At 32.5% G+C, this 20,001-nt stretch carries 20 protein-coding genes; 3 read left to right on the top strand and 17 right to left on the bottom strand.

The window, feature by feature from the left end:
• Nucleotides 1–4: 4 nt before the first annotated feature.
• The 16 genes from HNP99_RS02900 to flxA form a co-directional block, all read right to left on the bottom strand.
• Nucleotides 5–454: an acyl-CoA thioesterase gene (locus HNP99_RS02900; RefSeq protein WP_173851117.1), complete on the bottom strand. Its 450-nt coding sequence runs from the start codon at nt 452–454 to the stop codon at nt 5–7.
• A complete protein-coding gene (locus HNP99_RS02905) occupies nt 429–1,712 on the bottom strand; it encodes an ABC transporter permease (protein WP_173851119.1) in 1,284 nt (427 codons plus the stop codon). Before HNP99_RS02905 ends, HNP99_RS02900 begins: the two co-directional genes overlap by 26 nt.
• Nucleotides 1,702–2,400 (bottom strand): ABC transporter ATP-binding protein, encoded by a 699-nt coding sequence (locus tag HNP99_RS02910; RefSeq protein ID WP_173851121.1) that lies wholly within the window; start codon nt 2,398–2,400, stop codon nt 1,702–1,704. Before HNP99_RS02910 ends, HNP99_RS02905 begins: the two co-directional genes overlap by 11 nt.
• A gap of 63 nt (nt 2,401–2,463) precedes the next feature.
• Nucleotides 2,464–3,462: a BtrH-related acyltransferase DarH gene (darH, locus tag HNP99_RS02915; protein ID WP_173851123.1), complete on the bottom strand. Its 999-nt coding sequence runs from the start codon at nt 3,460–3,462 to the stop codon at nt 2,464–2,466.
• Nucleotides 3,462–3,866, bottom strand: a complete 405-nt coding sequence (gene DarG / locus HNP99_RS02920; protein ID WP_173851125.1) for a flexirubin biosynthesis protein DarG — start codon at nt 3,864–3,866, stop codon at nt 3,462–3,464. The genes darH and DarG overlap by 1 nt, the downstream gene beginning before the upstream one ends.
• Before the next feature lie 4 nt (nt 3,867–3,870).
• A complete protein-coding gene (locus HNP99_RS02925; protein WP_254596811.1) occupies nt 3,871–4,344 on the bottom strand; it encodes a hotdog family protein in 474 nt (157 codons plus the stop codon).
• An 11-nt stretch (nt 4,345–4,355) separates the two neighbouring features.
• Nucleotides 4,356–4,790 (bottom strand): hotdog family protein, encoded by a 435-nt coding sequence (locus HNP99_RS02930; RefSeq protein WP_173851127.1) that lies wholly within the window; start codon nt 4,788–4,790, stop codon nt 4,356–4,358.
• A 9-nt stretch (nt 4,791–4,799) separates the two neighbouring features.
• Entirely contained in the window at nt 4,800–5,933 is a 1,134-nt protein-coding gene (darB, locus tag HNP99_RS02935; protein WP_173851129.1) for a dialkylresorcinol biosynthesis protein DarB, read from the bottom strand.
• Nucleotides 5,934–5,945: 12 nt separating this feature from the next.
• Nucleotides 5,946–6,854: an NADPH-dependent FMN reductase family protein gene (locus HNP99_RS02940; RefSeq protein ID WP_173851131.1), complete on the bottom strand. Its 909-nt coding sequence runs from the start codon at nt 6,852–6,854 to the stop codon at nt 5,946–5,948.
• Nucleotides 6,855–6,905: 51 nt separating this feature from the next.
• A complete protein-coding gene (locus HNP99_RS02945; RefSeq protein WP_173851133.1) occupies nt 6,906–8,561 on the bottom strand; it encodes a phytoene desaturase family protein in 1,656 nt (551 codons plus the stop codon).
• Nucleotides 8,562–8,630: 69 nt separating this feature from the next.
• Nucleotides 8,631–9,518: an LpxL/LpxP family acyltransferase gene (locus HNP99_RS02950; protein WP_173851135.1), complete on the bottom strand. Its 888-nt coding sequence runs from the start codon at nt 9,516–9,518 to the stop codon at nt 8,631–8,633.
• Between the two features lie 6 nt (nt 9,519–9,524).
• Entirely contained in the window at nt 9,525–9,776 is a 252-nt protein-coding gene (locus HNP99_RS02955; protein ID WP_173851137.1) for an acyl carrier protein, read from the bottom strand.
• Complete coding sequence (locus tag HNP99_RS02960; protein WP_173851139.1) at nt 9,769–11,004, bottom strand: beta-ketoacyl-[acyl-carrier-protein] synthase family protein; 1,236 nt, start codon at nt 11,002–11,004, stop codon at nt 9,769–9,771. The genes HNP99_RS02955 and HNP99_RS02960 overlap by 8 nt, the downstream gene beginning before the upstream one ends.
• 18 nt (nt 11,005–11,022) lie before the next feature.
• On the bottom strand, nt 11,023–11,754 hold the full coding sequence (gene flxB, locus HNP99_RS02965; protein ID WP_173851141.1) for a flexirubin biosynthesis SDR family reductase FlxB: 732 nt from the start codon (nt 11,752–11,754) through the stop codon (nt 11,023–11,025).
• Between the two features lie 86 nt (nt 11,755–11,840).
• On the bottom strand, nt 11,841–12,953 hold the full coding sequence (locus HNP99_RS02970) for a WG repeat-containing protein (protein WP_173851143.1): 1,113 nt from the start codon (nt 12,951–12,953) through the stop codon (nt 11,841–11,843).
• Nucleotides 12,954–12,989: 36 nt separating this feature from the next.
• Nucleotides 12,990–14,510, bottom strand: coding sequence for a flexirubin biosynthesis tyrosine ammonia-lyase FlxA (flxA, locus tag HNP99_RS02975; RefSeq protein ID WP_173851145.1), 1,521 nt, complete (start codon nt 14,508–14,510; stop codon nt 12,990–12,992).
• Between the two features lie 207 nt (nt 14,511–14,717).
• Between flxA and HNP99_RS02980 the strand changes: the two genes are divergently transcribed.
• Both HNP99_RS02980 and HNP99_RS02985 read left to right on the top strand, forming a co-directional pair.
• On the top strand, nt 14,718–15,779 hold the full coding sequence (locus HNP99_RS02980) for a class I SAM-dependent methyltransferase (RefSeq protein ID WP_173851147.1): 1,062 nt from the start codon (nt 14,718–14,720) through the stop codon (nt 15,777–15,779).
• 98 nt (nt 15,780–15,877) lie between these two features.
• A complete protein-coding gene (locus HNP99_RS02985) occupies nt 15,878–17,119 on the top strand; it encodes an NAD(P)/FAD-dependent oxidoreductase (protein WP_173851149.1) in 1,242 nt (413 codons plus the stop codon).
• 50 nt (nt 17,120–17,169) lie between these two features.
• On the opposite strand, the gene HNP99_RS02990 is transcribed toward HNP99_RS02985, so the two are convergent.
• The gene (locus HNP99_RS02990; RefSeq protein ID WP_173851151.1) at nt 17,170–17,778 is read right to left on the bottom strand and encodes a hypothetical protein; all 609 of its coding nucleotides are present in this window, start codon (nt 17,776–17,778) and stop codon (nt 17,170–17,172) included.
• Nucleotides 17,779–18,083: 305 nt separating this feature from the next.
• Here HNP99_RS02990 and lepA point away from each other — a divergent pair, with 305 nt between their 5' ends.
• On the top strand, nt 18,084–19,880 hold the full coding sequence (gene lepA / locus HNP99_RS02995) for a translation elongation factor 4 (RefSeq protein ID WP_173851154.1): 1,797 nt from the start codon (nt 18,084–18,086) through the stop codon (nt 19,878–19,880).
• The last annotated feature ends 121 nt before the right edge of the window (nt 19,881–20,001 follow it).

A 20,001-nucleotide genomic window follows, 5' to 3' on the forward strand; every position in this document is an offset into this window, starting at 1 on the left:
TTTTTTATTTTAATAGTCCTACTTTTCGCTTCCATTCTTCATAAAATGGCGGATTAGTCAACATTAATTCTCCTTTACTGTCCAGAAAAACCTGAACTGTTTCTCCTACGCATGAAATTTTATTTTCGGCATCAAAAATAGTGTATCTGTAAATCATTTTTGCTGCTGGAGTGTCTACAATAGTTGTTTCTATTCGGCCTACATCACCATAACGCAGTGACAATTTGTGCTCACAAGTTGATTTTACTATAGGTGTAGTGTACCCACTATCAAATACATCGAGATATGAAATCCCATGTTTGCGACCAAATGCCTCACGCCCATCTTCAAAATAAGTGATATAATAGCCATGCCAAACAATTCCGAGTGGATCGGTTTCGTTAAAACGGACTCTAATATCGTGACTTACCGTTAAAGCCGTGGCTTCGTTATACTGATCTTTTCTTTTTATCATACAATAATGCTATGGTTATAGTAATTATGAAAAACAAAAATAATAAACTTATTTCTGGTAAAATATCGATGAAATCTGCGTTGCGCAACAATACATCATAAAAAGCATTTAATCCCCAATTCATAGGAGACGATTTTGCTACTATTTGCATCACTTTTGGCATGGCAAAAACAGGAACCCAAACTCCACCAATTGCTGCTAAAATAATAGTTGCTGTAGCACCAAAAGGAGCCGATTGTTCTTGGGTTTTGGCTACAGTTCCTAATAAAATTCCGAAACCAATAGCCGCAAATCCAGAAAATAAAGCTACGATGGTCATCATAAACAAATTCCCTTCAATATTAAGTGAAGGTAATCCAATATGAGGAAACAAGAATACAGCAACGGCTAACATCATGTAAAACTGAATCATACAAATGATCAGATACGTTATTGTTTTTCCTGCCAAAACAATAGCATTAGAAACCGGATTGGTTCGCAAACGGATAAAAGTTCCTTGTGTTTTCTCTTTAACAATATTTATGGATAACGGAATTACGATGAAAAATATAGCAAAAAGTGTCCAAGCCGGAACGTTGTGTTGTACTGAATTTGGAACAATCTCTTTGTCATTGACTCTTGGAACAATTTCTTTGAAGGTAATAAAACTCTTTTGTTCAAAACTAGCGCTACCCTCTCCTAACTGCTCCTGAAAAGCAGTGTATATAGAATGGGTCTCAATTTGAGAAATCATTTTATCGATCGAGCTCATGACCGCATTCTTGAAACTAAGTTGCGTAGCGGGATCAAAATATAGTTTTACTTCTTTTTCATTTACAATAGCTTTTGGTTTTGCAACTGCTGTACTATCTGCAAAGCCTAAACTGCTTACTATATTTTCTACATTTTGATCAATCTTCGCTTGTAAATCTAAACTCAAACGAGACGGAATAATAATGGCCAACTGATAATCTCCTTTAAAAACAGCTTCTTTGGCTACTGCCTCCGTTAATGGTTTAGAATCAATTTGAGTAACAACAGTAAAAACATCACTTTTTTGTAAATTCTCAAATACGGTATGTGATACATTTCCTTTGTCATTATCGACTAATAGGATAGGAATTTTTGTATTGCTAAATTTTTTGAGGGTACTGTCTTGAATTAATGTTACCATAACAATTAAAACAAGAGGCATCAAGAAGAGTATCACTACTCCACCTAAATCTCGTTTTAATAACAGAAATTCTTTGCAAACCGATTGGTATAATTTATATATCATCTCTCAATTCATTTCCGGTTAATGCAATAAAAACATCCTCTAGGTTTTTGGCATTTGCAGTAGCATGTATCAAATCAGTAGGTGTGCCTTGAGCATAAATTTTCCCTTGATCTAAAATTGCAATGTCTGTACACAAATCTTGTGCTTCGGCTAAGTGATGCGAAGTATAAATTATAGTGGTACCGTTTTGATTTAATTTTTTTAAATAGTCAATAATGGCATTTTTTGATTGAACATCAACCCCTACCGTTGGCTCATCTAAGAACAATACTTTTGGACTGTGCAAAATACCCGCAATAAGATTTATTCGGCGTTTCATTCCTCCCGAAAAGGTTTCAATCCGTTTATCAGCAAACTTCAATAATCCTAAAAAATCAAGACTCTCTACCACTTTCTCTTTTAATTCATCCCCTTTTAAACCATACATACTCCCAAAATAAATTAAATTTTCTCGAGCGGTCAATGTAGGATAAAGTGCGTATTCTTGAGGAACAACTCCTATAATTTTTTTAATTTCATTTGCGTTTTCAGCATAGGTCATTTTAGCAATTGTAAAACTTCCTGAAGTAGGTTTTACTAAACCGCAAAGCATAGAAATAAGAGTGGTTTTACCAGCGCCATTTGGCCCTAGTAACCCAAAAATTTGGCCTTCTTTTATAGAAAGCGTAAAATCGTTCAAAGAATACATTTCTGCATTTTTGTACTTTTTTGAAAGTTGTGATATTTGTATAATTTCTTGCAAAATAATTCTTTAGCTTATTGCTTTTTTTAATTTCTTAAAAAAGGCTTCTTCTTGATCGGCAATATACAACAGTTGGTCAGCAATGGTGTTGTAAACATCCGCCTTTGTACTTCTGTTTTTATAGACTCTTGATGCTTCTACAGCAAAATCGCGCCATAAATCACCTATCACAGTCATTTCTTTCGAAAGGATTTTCAATTCGTTATTTTCTAAAATCCCTGAAGCTTCTTCTAAAAAAGCAGCGTAGATGAATCTAAAACCACCTCCGCCTGTTCCTATTTCTTCTTGCATTCGCACCATTTGTGCTAAATAATGATTGGCTTTTTTAGTACCATTCTTTATAGGCCATTTTCTTATTTGCTTTGCAACAAAACGAATACCCTTCACACCAACAATAGGCACTGGAGCAAGCATATCTCGACAGGTCGTTTTAATCCCTTTGATAATAGCACTTTTAAAATCGACATTCTTAGGAATTTCGATAGGATAATACATTTGTCCTTTAGGAGCAAAAGCGCCTTTAGCAAAACGTACTTTATTTAATTCTTGATGTGTTAAAGTAGTGACATGCTCCATTACTGGGTCACTAATTAGATAATCAGTATCTGTTTTACCATACACAACTAAATTGTGTGCATTAAAATGAAATCTATATTCGTCAGGAAAATAAGTTAGATTATAAACTCCAACTTGTAATCCTGAAGGTATATTTTTTTTTAGTTTTTCATCCAATGCTTTGGTAGCACTGGCTTCGTTTGAAAATTTTTGTCTTTTAATTTTTATACCTAAACGTTTTGCTAGTCTATTAAATATTAAGCCCGGCAAAGGTCTATAACTTATCGCAGGTGCATAATTTACTTTTATAAAAGGTAGATAAACAAAAAACAAACCAGAACCAATTCCGAAAACCATTGGTTCGCTAATATTTAATCCGTTATGTTTTAATAAATTAGAAGCCACTCCGTTTTCACAATGAGCAGATTGGTGGTGTGTAAAGTTAGTTTCCATTACTGAGTTTTAAAATTTTTTAATTCATTTACAGTTACATTAAAAGTAGCTGCATATTTTTGCAAAATTTTATCGTTTAATTTATTAAAATTACTGGGTTTAAAATGTCTTTTTACACGCCATTGCCACATTCCTACATAACTAGCTAAAATGGCAATGTCCATTCTATTTACCTCCATTAAATAGTAAATAGGACTTGCTTCATTTTTATCTACTAGCTCTTTTGCAATAGCAATACGCTCACTTATTTCTTCAATAGAATTAGAAAGCGCAATTGTTTTAGGTTCCCAACCCGTACTCAAAGCAGTCGTGTAATTGCCTTTTTCATCTGTTGCATAAACCAATTCTTTCATGTTAATATTTGAAAGATTGCCTTTATCTTGTGGTACTTCGTTTTTTTTCATGCACTTAATGCTTTGGATTTTTATCTTGAATAAAAAGATTAATTTCTCCTTCTAAAAGCAATTCTCCATTGTTAAAAGTCTGGCAACTCATGGTACATAAGCTATATGCCTCTGTAATAAATTTTGAAACCAAAACCGCTTTTGTATTGATTGTGCTTCCTGCTTGTGGAAGCGCGTATATTTTTAATGTTTTTATAGCACTAATAAATCCTACCACATCAACATCATCTTTAGCTTGATTATTTTCGTCTATAAAAAAATCTTTAGCAATAATTGAAGAACAAGTTTGCGCCATGTTTTCAATTAAACCCGATTCTATAAAAAAATTATTACTGATAAAAATATTATCTTCTTTAATTTCAAAAATAGTCTCTACTTTTTCATGATCCATTTCGATAATTAAATCAACCATTAACATTGGAGCACGGTGAGGTAAAAACCTTTTTATATCTACTAAATTAACTTTTTTCTCTGTCAAAATATTTAGAATTACTTTGCTAAAACTGTTTTCATTTGTCCTTTTGCGATCTCAACACCATTCAATTCTGTAACGACATCTACTAGCGTTATTCCTCCAAATTCTTGAAGAATAGTAACTGTAGTTTTAATTTCATCATTTAATTTTGGGAGTTGTTTTATCACAACATCTTTAATAGACCCAATATAACCTGTTGGGGCTGGTTCTTGTTTCAAAAAAAACTGGTAACCTGTATGCAAAGCTACAGATTGCGCCATGTGTTCTATCAAACCTGATTCTACAAAGTATCCGTTATTAAAAAAAACAGCGTTTTCTTGAATTTTAAAACCAGAAACTATCGATGTTTCTGTGAAAGAAAACATTTTATCAACCATTACAAATGGAAATTTTTGTGGAAGTAAATTCTCTACAAAATCTTTGTCGAATAGTGCTTTATTTGTATCCATATCTTTTTTTTAACAAACAGTTAAATAGGCATAAGCATAAGAAAAACGACCGCTCTCAGGAACAGATAAAAGTACTTTATCTCCTTTTTTTAATTTCCCTGAATTCATCAGTTCTTCAACAGCCAAATAAATTGACGCTGAACCTACATTTCCAACACGTGCTAAATTCATAAACCATTTATCCATAGGAATATCCATCCCTCTTTCTGCCAAGGATTTATGCAATCCCTCTACAAAATAATGAGAAGAAACATGTGGTAAAAAATAGTCAATTTGATCTGCTAAAATATTATTTTTCGCTAAAGCTTCTGCCATACTTTGTGCACCTTTCTCTAATATATGTGCATCTAATAATTTCACATCTTGCTTAATAGAAAATATCGATTGCTTCAACCATTCATCAGGATTATAATCACTCCATGCTTTAATTGAACCATCTTCTTGCTTTTCACCACCTGCATACATACACGTTTCTAATTCGTGTGCGTAGGAGTAAGCTTCCATCCATTCAATCTTTAAAGAAATGTCTCCTCTAGGTTTGTCTTCTAATAAAAAAGCTCCTGCTCCATCAGATAACATCCAACGTAGAAAATCTTTCTTAAATGCAATTATAGGTTGCTCTTCTAAGTTTTTCAAATTCACCGCTTCTTGTTCAAATTTCTCTGCCATCATCCAGGTAGAAACTCTTTCGGACCCTGTACAAACTGCGTTTTTAGTACTTCCAGATTTTATCGAAAGAAAACCAAACTTTAACGAATTCATTCCCGCACAACAAACACCAGTTGATGAATTAAGCTCAACACTTTTGTTTTTTAATAATCCGTGAACCATTGCTGCATGAGAAGGTAAAAATATGTCTGGAGTAGAGGTACCACAAGAAATTACTTCAACATCATTTGCTGTAAAGTTTTCGTCAAATAATTCTTGAATAGCATTCTTAGTTAGCTCGGCATTAGTATGTGTACTTTTTCCTTCGCTATCCACAGCGTAATATCTACTTGAGATTTTATTGTTACGCAAGATAATGCGTCTTGCTTTTGAGGTAGCTTGATTAATAAGTCCTAAAAAGCCTTCCATCTCATCATTGAGAACCGCTTTATTAGGTAAATATTTTCCCGCCTTTGTAATATATACTTCAAACATGATGATCTTATTTTATTTAATCCCTTGGTAATACTGGATTTCTTTTTTTATTTTTTTTATTTTAAATGGGTAGCTAAGAACATGTAATATATACACTATTGGAGAGATTAACCAAATTGCTAGCAACAAATAAACTTTAAATAATTTTAACCAAAATTTTCTTGATTCTCTTTCTTTCTTAAAGATAAAATTAGACCATTTATCAAAAATTTTATTAGCAGTTTTATCCACAGTCACTAAATAAGAACTAATCCTCACCGCATCATTAGCAACTAACTTATCTTGTAAAAATTCCAACTTATCTTCTTGTAAACTTGAAAGTAGTATATCTCCAAATTTTGATGACTCCTCGATGTCTTTTTCAGAAACACCTGGTAAAGGAAAAAAGCCTAAATATTTCTTTTTTACTCCCGAAAACATCCATTCTACAATTGTAATCACACTAATTAGATTTCCTACTCTATCTACTAGACCAATATTCCCTTTTAATTGTGCATTATTATTTTTTAATAAAACTTTAATTTTTTCTTGAGCCATTATCCACATATTCCTAGAGCCATTGATAGTTACTACTGGAGTATCTTTCAAAATTATTTTAGCATGCTCACTTTTTAAAAATGAATTTATAGGAATTGATGGTGACAAATACCACACTTGATAATGTAACAAAATTAAATCAAATTTTTGCTTCAAAATTTCAGATGGAACTGGTTTTAATTGAGTTGGTATTTGCAAAAAAGATTCTGGAAAAACATCAAAAAAGGCCTCATTATTCCAAGGGAAAGGAAAGGGTTTTTCTAATTCAATTTCGTAAAATGTAACGTTTATATCCTCTGTGTTCAAAAGCGGTTTGGCAATATTTTTCGCTATAGATTTCAATTGTCCCGATTGAGAATAATATATAATGAGGACGTTTTTCATTTTTGGGGTTGCTTTATAAAATGCGAATTTAACATAAAATTACAATTTATACTAATTGATTTTCACTTCCTTAAAAGTTCTCTTTTTATCTGATCTTTTTACATGAACCCAATCTGGCCATGTAGACTGATCTTCAGCATCATAAATCCGTAATTTTTGGCTTGCATCTTCAATAATCAAATCTTCGGATGTACAACCTAAAATTTTGGCTGCAGCCGCTAGTCCTGAATGCGTTGCTCCTCCCACTCCATGAGAAAGTGTACTAGCACCGCAAAGAAATAGATTGTCTATCTCTGATTTATTTTTATATGAAAAAGGTCCTACTTGATTCAATGTTTTTTCAGTACCATAAACATTTCCTTTTGTAGAATTAATATAAAATTCATTGGTTTTTGGCGTACCTAATTCTGCCTGAACAATATTTTGTTTTGCTCCAGGAATAATTTTCTCTATATTGTTCATGAGCTTCTTGACTACTTTTTCTTTAAAAGCCGTATATTCAGCATTATGATAATCATCTAAACCGTTAAAATCTTTTAAATTATCGTAATTAACATAGGTTACCACTTCAAAATTATGATATCTCCCATTGAAACTTACAGGATCCTTAATGGTAGTACAGCTAATAAATACTGCAGGAAACAGCTCTCCCTCAGTAATATCATTGTTCATTAAATCCTCAAAATTAGCATCGTCATTCTCGTCTTTCATCATCCAGATATTACCCGAATCAATTCCGAATTGAGTGACATCCATATCTAATGTTAAAAATAAAATCAATGAGGTAACAGAGTATTTTGTTTTTTGAAGTTTCTTGATCAAGCCTTTGCTTAAATGATTCTCTCCAATTAATTTTAAATATGTAATTGAAGGATCAGCATTAGAAACGATATTTTTAGCATAGATCGTTTTCCCACCTTCCAGCTGAATTCCAATTGCTTTATTATTTTCTACAATGATTTTCTCCACATTTTGCTTTACGCGAACCTCTCCTCCAAATTTTTTAACGCCATTGGTCATTGCTTTCACAATACCACCACCACCACCCATTGGATAAAAACCACCATCAAAATAATGGTTCATAACAGAACAATGTACAGGAAAACAAGCTCTTTTTGGCGAAAGCCCATGATCACCACACTGCACATTTAAAACTGCCTTTAATAAAGGGTCTTTTATATGCCAACCTATAACTCTTTTTAATGGAAATAAGGAGAACTTACCAAAATGTTTGGTTCTAAAAGGAACCGTAATATTTTGCCAAAAGCCTTTTAATTTTGGTATTAATTGAAGTTCTCTATTCACTCTTTGAACAAGAGTTAGGTATTCTATAATATTTTTTTCTTCTTTTGGAAAACGGTCAACAAGCACCTTAGTTAAGTTATCAATTCCGGCAGGAAAACTAAAAGTCTCTTCTCCTATAATACCGTGCTCATATCCTTTTTTATTCATCCTAAAAAAGACCATGTCATTAGCAATTCCTAAACCTCGATACAATTCATTAGTCGATTGGTTTTCATCAATCAATCCTACATAATGAACTCCTGGACTAAAACGTTGTCCATTTAAAGTAAAACTATGACTCCAACCTCCAGGTACATAATGTTGTTCTAAAACCAACACCTTTTGACCTGCACGCGCTAAACAAATAGCCGTAGCTAAACCAGCAACACCAGATCCAATAATTATAGTATCAAATTCTTCCATCTTTACTTTGACGTTTTTTTTTGTAAATACAAAATCAATGGAATTATCTATTGAATTATTGTATTGTTTTTATTTTTGATTGTGAGTTTGTTTCCAAAAATCGAAATAATTAAACCATTGCAAAGGATATATTTTCACCATAGACTCTACACTTTCGGTATACGCTTTTAGTAGTCCTTTTTCATCGCGGTGTTTTACTATTGCTTCTCGCGTATAAAGATGATAGTGCAAATTAGGTTCTTTCATTACATATACAAAAACGACAGGAACTTTTAATCTGGACGCAATAAGAAATGGCCCAGCAGGAAAATTAGCATTTTCTCCTAATAGTTCTTCTGACATAGATTTTACTCCTTCAAAATACCTATCACCAGTAAAACAAACTAATTCATTACGGGCTAAAGCTGCATTTATCTCAAAAACATGAGACATGTCTTCTCCTATTATAATGAATTTTATCTTAGGTTTTTGAGCAATACTTTCAAGGTAATTTTTAATTTCGGAATGCTCTAAGTCTGTGGTAACGAGGTTGATTTGAAGATCAACATCAATTTCTCCAAAAAAGTGTTCGGCAATTTCAAAATTACCAATATGTGCACTTATAAGAACACCCCCTTTTTTTTCTTTTAGCAGTTTTATTATTTTTTCGCCTCCATCATGCTCGTAGGTAAACTTATCTTTCATGCCAGCTGAAATGGCTATCTTGTCAATAATGGTTTGACCAAAAGTATAATAACTTTTGAAAACCATTTTTTTAGATTTAAAATAGGAATAACCAAGTCTTTTATGAAAATAATAAAAAATGGAAGCATTACTTTTTTTAAGAAAAAGAAAGTAATAGGACGCCACAAAATAAAGAATAAAATAGGCCGACTTGATTCCCACTTTCTTGATTAAGAAAACGAAAATTTTATATCCTATAACCGTTCCCTTAGATTTGCCATCCCATTGACTCATTATATATTATGCTTTAACATTTAACTTGTTCTCAATTAAGTCATAAAAACTTTGAAAAGAAGCGATTCCTACAAAGTCAATTTCGACTAATTTTACTCCAAAATTTGATTCGATTGAAACAACTAAATCAACATAATCTAAACTGTCTAATCCTAAAGTATCTTTCAAATTAGCTTCAGGTTCAATTGCATCTGCATCAACTTCGAATTCATCAACTAAAAATCCGTTTATCTTTTCGATTATCTCTTCTTTATTCATCTTCTTTTTTATACTTTTTTACTACTAATGCTGAATTCGTACCTCCAAAACCGAAGGAATTCGACAAAAATATATCAATTTTTTCGTTTATTGTCGATTTAACTAAATTTAATTTTGCAGCATCCTCATCTGGGTTTTCTAGATTAATATTTGGAGCGATAAAATCATTCTGCATCATTAAAATAGAATATATTACCTCGCTAGCTCCAGCCATCCAACATTCATGCCCAGTCATTGATTTTGTGGAACTTACATAAGGATTGCTTTTTCCAAAAACTTCAAAAATAGCTTTAGCCTCATTCGTATCTCCTACTGGAGTTGAAGTAGCATGTGCATTTATATAATCAATATCTGAAGGTTTTATACCCGCTTCATCTAAGGCTCTTTGCATTGCAATTGATGGCCCTTCAACATTTGGCGTAGAAATATGTCCTCCATTAGACGAAAAACCATAACCCGTAACCTCAGCAATAATTGTAGCTCCTCTTTTAATAGCAGATTCATACGATTCTAATATTAGCGTTGCACCACCACCACTAGGAATTAATCCATCACGATTAACATCAAAAGGCCTTGACGCTTTTGTAGGCTCATTCTCTCTAGGAGAAAAAACACCTAAACCGTCAAAACTGCTCATGGCGTATTTGTTGATTTCTTGAGCACCTCCACAAATAATCATTTCTTGAAAACCACTTTTAATAAGAAAATAAGCAAGTCCAATAGAATGAGATCCACTTGCACAAGCAGCACTAATAGTAAGATTAATTCCTCGTAATTTAAAAATCGTAGAAAGATTCATCGTTACCGTTGAATTCATAGATTTAAAAATAGCACCTGAACCAATTAACGCGGTATCTTTTTTTTCACGAATAATATCTGTAGCTTCAATAATTGCTTTAGAAACACTGTCATTACCATACATGATACCCACTTCATTTGTATCAAAAAAAGCATCGTCAATATTCGCATTTTTCAATGCTTCAATTGTTGCCATGTAAGCATACTCTGTTTCTTCACCAAGACTTATTCTTTGTCTTCTAGAAAGTAAATTTTTCAAGTCTGGTTTAGGAACCATTCCTGTTAGAGCGGATCTAAAGCCAAACTCCTTTCTTTCAGGATCAATTGTAATACCTGACTTTCCATTATATAAAGAATCTTTAACTTCATCTAACGATGTACCTATACAAGAATAAATTCCCATACCTGTTATTACCACTCTTTTATTCATCTTCTTTAAAGTAATTGTTTATGAATAGATACCACCGTTTATATTAATAATCTCTCCTGTAATATAACTTGATTTTTTAGAAACTAAGAAGCTTACTAAATCAGCTACTTCTTCTGCTTCTCCAAAACGGTTCACTGGGATTAATTTCACTAATTCTTTTTCATCTAGTTGACTCGTCATATCAGTTCTAATAAAACCTGGAGCCACAGCATTTACAGTAATGTTTCTTTTTGCAACTTCTTGAGCTAATGCTTTTGTAGCGGCAACAACTGCTCCTTTTGCAGCAGAATAATTTGTTTGGCCTGCTGTACCTTTTACTCCTGATAAAGAAACGATATTTACAATACGTCCGTATTTATTACGCAACATTTTTTGTATAAAAAAATTAGTCACATTAAAAAACCCGTTCAAACTTGTATTTACTACGTTAGACCAATCCTCAGGACTCATCCACATAAACAAGCCGTCTTTTGTAATTCCAGCATTATTAACAATTGCCTCAACAATTGCTTCTGGATTTGCTTCCTGCCACTGTGTTAAAGCCGTTTTTACCTCTTCAAAATCAGCAACATTAAAAGAGATAATTTCTCCAGTACCGCCGTTTTGAACCACTTCATCAAGTGTTTTTTCGGCAGCTTCTTTATTTGATTGATAATTGATTAGGATGTGATAGTTAGAATCCATTGCTAATTTTTTACAAATAGCACTTCCTATCCCCCTTGATCCTCCAGTTACTAATACACATTTCATACTTAAACTTTTATATTTTCAGTTCTAAAATTTATTGACTCGCAGCTACTTAATACAGTACAGTCTTAAAAAAAAGAATTCTTTAATTAATTATTAAAAGGCTCTGCATTTTCAAACCATTGACCTCCTAAAACGGAACCATCTAGTTTTAAAAAACCCCATTTATCTTCATTTTTAACCCTTGCTAAACCATTTATGAATCCTTTTTCATCATCTTTAAACAAAGAAAAAATACCGCCTGCAGAAATACCATATTGTGTTGGTATTACTAACTTTCCTTTTTCATTGATAAATCCCCAATTATCTTCTTTTACTGGAGCTAATCCATCTGCGCCAAAGACTTCGGCATCATTATAAACAGATTCAATTACAAGACTTCCCTTCATATTGATGTATCCCCATTTTTTACCTATTAGAACAGGAGCTAAGTTTTTAGAAAATGCTTTCGCTTTATCAAATTTAGGTTCAATAATCCAGTTTCCTTTTAGATCAATAAAACCTATTTTATCATTTTTCCTAGCATAGGTAACATCTTGAACCAAAAAATCCCAAATTTTATCTACACCATCAATTACGGTAAATTTATTATTTGTAACTAATCCAAAAACGCTACCATTTTTAACCCAAGTAGTATTTTTATAATAGTTACCTACTTCATCATAAATTATTTCAACAACAACTTTTCCTGCATTATCAATAATTCCCCAACGGTCATTATTTCTTACCCTAGCATATCCGTTTTCAAATGATTTGATAACATCGTATTTTGCTGGTAGAACAATCTCCATTTTATTATTGATTAAACCTACTTTTTTTCCTTGTTTAATAAAAGCCACACCATTTTCAAAATCATAAACCTTGTCTGATGCTGGCGCCACTAAAGCCTCTCCTTTTTTATTAATGTAAAACCATTTTTTATCTTTTAAAACGACACATACACCGCTCGAAAAATATTTTACATTATCATAATCTGCAGGAATAGCCCACTCTCCTTTTTTATTAATGAAACCCCATTTTTTATTATTTTCAGCAGCAGCTAAACCTTCTGAAAAATTCTTAGCAGTTTTAAATTTTGGCTGAATTGCAAATGCACCGTCTTTAGAAATATAACCAAAAACACCATCCTTTCTAACCAATGCTAGCTCTTGAGCATACGAAAATTGCATCACTAACAATAACAACACTATAACTTTTTTCATAACACTATAATTTTAATTAAAACTAACTTTGAAACACTAATTATTAATAAGATAATCTTTTACTTTTTGCACAAAAGGATACATCACTTGATCCTCTTTAAACTTAGGAATGATTTTGCGAACATCATCGTAAATTTTTCTAGTTACAGATGAAATTTTATCATTTTGCTCTAAATAATCTATTGCTTGAACAATGGTAATCAATTCGATTGCTAAAACTTCAAAAGCATTCTCAATAACTTTTGCAGTTATTACAGCTGCATTTGTCCCCATACTTACAATATCTTGATTGTCATTGTTGTTAGGGATACTATGAACATACATTGGGTTAGATAACATTTGACTTTCGGCAGTAGTAGAAGTTGCCGTAAACTGCACTCCTTGCATTCCAAAATTAAATCCTAAAGTTCCTAAATTTACAAAAGGAGGAAGGATTTCGTTAATTTTAGAATTCAATAAATAATTCAACTGTCTTTCAGCTAGCATTGTTAATTTAGTAATTACAATTTTAAGCTTATCCATTTCTAATGAAATGTAATCACCATGAAAATTACCTCCATGATAAACATGCTTGTTTTTTACATCAATAATAGGATTATCATTTGCTGAATTAAATTCATCTTCAAGAATTGAAGCTACATTATCAATTGTTTCTAAGATTGGCCCTAATATTTGAGGAACACAACGTAATGAATAGTACTCTTGTACTTTTTCTTTAAAAATATCTTCGGTGTTTTCACCAGAGTATAAATGATCTTCCCTTTTTCTAATAAGTGAACTATCAGCAAGGTTTTGTCTCATTCTAGACGCCACTTCTTGCTGTCCTTTATGACGTTTAGTATTGTTTAATTCCGCCGAAAAATGATCATCGTATGTCTGAACTATTTCATTAATAGCGCAGGAAAACTTTAATGACCAGTCTAATAATTTATTAGCATGGTGCACATTTACAACACCTATTCCTGTCATTACAGAAGTCCCGTTCATTAACGCCAAACCTTCTCTAATTTCAACTTGAATAGGAACTAATTTTTCTATCTCAAAAACTTCTTTAGTAGCTCTTCTTTCTCCTTTATAGAACACTTCTCCTTCGCCAATTAATACCAACGCTAAATGAGCTAATTGCACTAAATCTCCACTTGCTCCAACACCTCCGTGCTCAAAAATAAGTGGTGTAATGTCTTTGTTAATTAACTCAACCATTAATTTAACTAAAGAAGGATGAACACCTGAATTACCTAAAGAAAGCGTATTTAACCTTGCTAAAATAGCCGATTTTACAAAAACAGGGCTTAATGGTTTCCCTGTACCAGAAGCATGACTTCTAATCAAGTTATATTGTAACTGGATACGATCTTCATCTTTAATACGGTATTGAGCCATGGGTCCAAAACCTGTATTTACCCCGTAAATAATTTTATTTCCTGAAAATTCTTTCAAAAAGTCAAAACTTTCGTTTACTCTTTTTAAAACTAGTTCGCTTATAGCAATCTTATCGTTATTAAAGATTACAGCTTCAAACTCTTTTAAACTTAAATATTCATTTATTGTATTCATTCAACTTCTTTGTTACTTTTTTAACTAAATAAATTAAAAATTAATTTTTAATTAGAATTTAATGTGGTTAATTTGACCGCAGCAAATGTAGCATAATATAGTTAAGAAAAAAAAACTTAAAAATATTTTACTCTGTAATTTACCTACAAGCATAACCTGCGAAAATAACTACAATATTATTACCAATTTATAAATATAAAACTACAAATGAAGGATTTTGGATCTGACAAAAAAAATGTTGTTCAAGCAAATCTAGATGCACAAAAAATTGCTTTTGCACCAATTATGTTTCAAGCAGCAAAGTCTCTTAGAAATTTAGGAATATTAGAATATCTATTTGACAACAACAAAGCGAGTATTGAGACAATTGCAAATGCATTAAAATTATCTATTTATGGTGTAAAAGTACTTTTAGAAGCAGGTTTAAGCTTAGAGATGGTTTATTTAAAAGACAACGAATTCATCTTGACAAAAACAGGATATTTTATATTGAGAGACAAAATGACCAATATAAACATGGATTTCACTCAAGATGTAAATTACTTAGCCATTAACCACCTTGAAGAGTCTATCGTAAATGGAAAACCAGAAGGCTTAAAAGAATTAGGAGATTGGGATACTGTTTACATAGGACTATCTGAGCTTCCAGAAAAAATTAAAAAAAGCTGGTTTGACTTTGATCACTTTTATTCAGATTATACATTTCCAGAAATTATGCCTATTTTATTTGGTAATAATCCAAAGAAATTTTTAGATGTTGGTGGAAATACAGGTAAATTCTCCATGCAATGTGCTCAATATAACACTAATGTAGAAATTACTATTTTAGATTTACCTGGTCAAGCCAATGTAGCACGTAAAAATATTGCTGAAGCAGGATTCGAAAAAAGAATTAAAGCAATTGACACTAACTTACTAGACAATTCAATTCCTTTTCCAAAAGGGAATGACATTATATGGATGAGTCAATTTATTGATTGTTTTTCTCTTGAAGAAATCTACGGTCTTTTTAGAAGAGCTTATGACGCAATGACTGATGATGCTAGTTTTTATATTTTAGAAACTTTCTGGGATTTACAAAAATTTCAAGCTTCTACTTATAGTTTGCATGCTACCTCTTTATATTTTACAGCTGTAGCAAATGGAAACAGTCAGATGTTTCACTCTCAAGACATCTTAAATGTAATTGAAAAAGCAGGATTTGTGGTAGATGAGATTCATGAAATCATAGGTATGAGCCATACTTTGATTAAGTGTAAGAAAAAATAATCCCTCAATTATATTAATTAAAATTACTACAATATAAATCATTTTAAGTTTAAATAAATTTTTTAAGTTTGTTTAAAATTAAGCAAAACTAAATATAAATGCTACAAGAGTTCGTAGATGTTTTAATAATAGGAGCTGGACCATCAGGATGTGTCTCGGCGTCTTATCTTCATAAGAATGGAGTAAAAATAAAAGTTGTTGAAAAAACAGTATTCCCTCGAATAGTTGTTGGCGAAAGTCTTATTCCAAGGGTAATGGATCATTTTGAAGAAGCTGGGTTACTAGAGGATCTTGACAAAATGGGTTTTGAGAAGAAAACAGGAGCACGATTCATAAGAGGTGAAGAAGTGTGTGTGTTTGACTTTAGTAAAAAATTTACCAAAGGTTGGGATTGGACTTGGCAAGTGCCTAGAGCTGATTTTGACAATACTATGGCTCAGGCAATAATAAAAAAAGGAATTGATTTAGAGTTTGAATCCGAAGTTGTTTCTGTATCCTTTATTGGTAAAAAATCCATTACTGTTGTAAAAGACAAAACGGGGACTTTAAAAGAAATTCATGCTAATTTCATTATAGATTCTAGTGGATATGGACGTGTATTACCTCGTTTATTAGACTTAGACACTCCGTCAAAATTAGATCCTCACTCATCGATATTTACACATGTAAAAGATGTAAACAGACCTGAAGGCGAAGAGGGAACTTTAATTTCATTTGATATTTTAGAAACTCAAGTTTGGTTATGGGTAATTCCTTTTTCGAATGGAAATACAAGTCTTGGAGTAGTTGGACCTACTGATTTCATCAATTCTCTTTCGGAAAACAAAGACAATGCTGAAGCTTTAAAAAACGCTATTGCTTTATCTGACCATTATGTGAAACGATTTAGTGGCGTTGATTTCCTATTCAATCCTATAAAGTTAGAGAACTATTCTCGCTCTGTAAAGAAAATGTATGGAGATGGATTTGCTTTAACTGGAAATAGCTCTGAGTTTTTAGATCCTGTTTTCTCATCTGGAGTTGCATTTGCAACCGAGTCAGGAATACTAGCTGCAAAACTTTATATAAAAGAATCGCAAGGTATTGCTGTAGATTGGGAAGAAGAATATGCTGGGTATATGAAAAGGGGAATTGGTGTTTTTACCACTTATGTAAAAGAATGGTACACTGGAAACTTACAAACATTATTTTTTCATACAGCTGAAAATCACGATGTAAAAAGTAAAATATGCGCAGTATTAGCGGGTTATGTTTGGGATGAGACCAATCCTTTTGTAAAAAAACATGATAATGTTATTAAAAACATGGCTTATGTAATTAATAACAATAAAAAAGCATAAAAAAAGAGGCTGACTTAACGGTCAGCCTCTTTTTTATTTAAAAGCGCCTCTTATTTAAAAGCTTTTTTTAACAATAAACCAGCTAGTGATTTTCCTGTTTTAGCATATCCTTCGCTTATACGATCTTCGTTACTGAATGATCCACCAAAAATATCTCCTGGAGCTTCATCACTACTAATTTCTAATACAACATTGCTTTTATTTGCTGTTTCAACAAATCTAAGTATTGTAGAAACTTTAGCACCTTTCTTTACCATGACAACATTATAACCTGGATAAATCCATTTTGCATCAACAATTAATGTGTATTTAGCTTGGTTTAAATCCTTCTTGAAAACAATTTCTTTACCTTTTTTAGAAAGAACTATATTAACTAATTCTAGAAACTTAGGCTCAAATGATAATTCTCTACTAGAATACCATTTTGTTTTCCAAGCATCACCTACTCCGTTATTTTTTCCATTTAGATCCGCAACTCTTTCTGACACGTATTGATCATTTGTTAAATTATCCTTCATCAATTTTAAGTTTTCATAAGTAAACTCAACATTGAATTCTTTTTGATCTTTTAAAGCAGCATAATCTCCTTTAACAACTTTCATTTTTTGAGCTGTAATTACCGTTGAAACGAGTAGTAATAGTAATAGTGATTTTTTCATTTAGATATGTTTTTTATTGTTTTGTGTAAAAAAACTTACAGTCCAAAAGTATATAATTTATGTTTAAAAAAAGAGGTATTATTGATTATATCTTATAACTACTTTGACACTGATTATCTTTGAATTATATTTGCAGATTAATATGCGCTATTTGCTAAAGTGCGTGAGGGATAGAAGAGGAAAGCCCACAGTAAAGTGCAGCGGTAGCGGAACTTCACGAGGACTTGTAACGAATAGCCCGACCCTTGTGGTCACGCCCTGAAATAAATTCAAGGCAAGCCAAAAAAAAATGATACTTAAACAAAATGAAAAAAATACGTAATTTTTGCATTATTGCACATATTGATCACGGTAAAAGCACACTTGCTGACCGTTTACTTGGTGCTACACAAACTGTAACGGCACGTCAAGAAAAAGCGCAATTGCTAGATAACATGGACCTTGAAAGAGAACGTGGAATCACGATTAAGAGTCATGCGATCCAGATGGAATATACTTATAAAGGAGAGGAATATATCCTGAACTTGATTGATACTCCGGGACACGTGGATTTTTCGTATGAGGTTTCGAGATCAATTGCAGCCTGCGAAGGAGCGTTATTGATTGTAGATGCTGCTCAAAGTATTCAAGCACAAACGATTTCAAATTTATATCTTGCTTTAGAAAACGACTTGGAAATTATTCCGGTTTTAAATAAAGTAGACTTACCATCAGCCAATCCTGAAGAGGTGAGTGATGATATTATTGATTTGCTAGGATGTAAATTAGAGGATATTATTCATGCTTCAGGAAAAACAGGTTTTGGTGTAGAAAATATTTTGGCTGCGATTATTGAAAAAATTCCGCCACCATCAGGAAATATTGATGAGCCATTACAAGCTTTGATTTTTGACTCACACTACAATCCGTTTCGAGGTATTGAAGTAATTTTCCGTGTGAAAAACGGACAAATTAAAAAAGGTCAGAAGATTAAATTCATGGCTACTGGAAATGAATATTTTGCTGACGAAATTGGTACGTTGAAGTTGAATCAAGTTCCAAAGCAAGTGATTTCAGCTGGTGATGTTGGGTATTTAATATCTGGTATTAAAGAGGCGAAAGAAGTAAAAGTAGGTGATACATTGACGGATGCTAAAAATCCGACTACAAATATAATTACTGGTTTTGAGGATGTAAAACCAATGGTTTTTGCAGGAATCTACCCAGTAGACACGGAGGATTATGAAGAGTTGAGAAACTCTATGGAAAAACTACAGTTGAACGATGCGTCACTTGTATTTTTACCAGAAAGTTCGGCTGCTTTAGGATTTGGTTTCCGTTGTGGATTCTTAGGAATGCTGCATATGGAGATTATTCAGGAGCGTCTAGAACGTGAGTTTAACATGACGGTGATTACTACGGTTCCCAACGTTTCTTATTTGGCTTACACCAAAAAAGATCCAGAGACTCCACTTGTGGTAAACAATCCATCTGACTTACCAGAGCCTTCGCGTTTAGACCATGTAGAAGAGCCGTTTATCAAAGCGACTATCATTACGAAGTCTGACTATGTTGGTAATGTAATGAGTTTGTGTATCGAAAAACGTGGTTTGATTACCAATCAAACGTATCTGACAACTGAAAGAGTTGAGTTGACATTTGACATGCCTCTTGCGGAGATTGTATTTGACTTTTACGATCGTTTGAAAACGGTTTCTAAAGGATATGCCTCTTTTGATTATACGCCAATTGGAATGAGAACGTCTAGCTTGGTAAAAGTAGATATTTTATTGAATGCTACTATTGTGGATGCTTTATCGTCATTGATGCATACTGACAACGCTTACTCTATTGGTAAAAAAATGTGTGAGAAGTTGAGAGAGTTGATTCCGAGACAACAATTTGACATTCCAATTCAAGCGGCGATTGGGGTGAAAGTGATTTCACGTGAAACTATTAAAGCCTTACGTAAAGACGTTACTGCCAAATGTTATGGTGGAGATATCTCTAGAAAACGTAAGTTACTAGAAAAACAAAAGAAAGGTAAAAAGCGTATGAGACTTGTAGGTAACGTAGAGATTCCTCAAGAAGCGTTTATGGCTGTTTTGAAATTGAACGACTAATCCCCCTAACCCCCAAAGGGGGAACTACAATATTGAGAACCCTGACAATGTAGTTTTGTCAGGGTTTTTTTGTTTATTTTTTTGAAAGCGCAATAAGATGACTGCATTGGATTTTTACAGT

This window comes from Flavobacterium gelidicaeli, assembly GCF_013294005.1.
Classification (GTDB): domain Bacteria; phylum Bacteroidota; class Bacteroidia; order Flavobacteriales; family Flavobacteriaceae; genus Flavobacterium.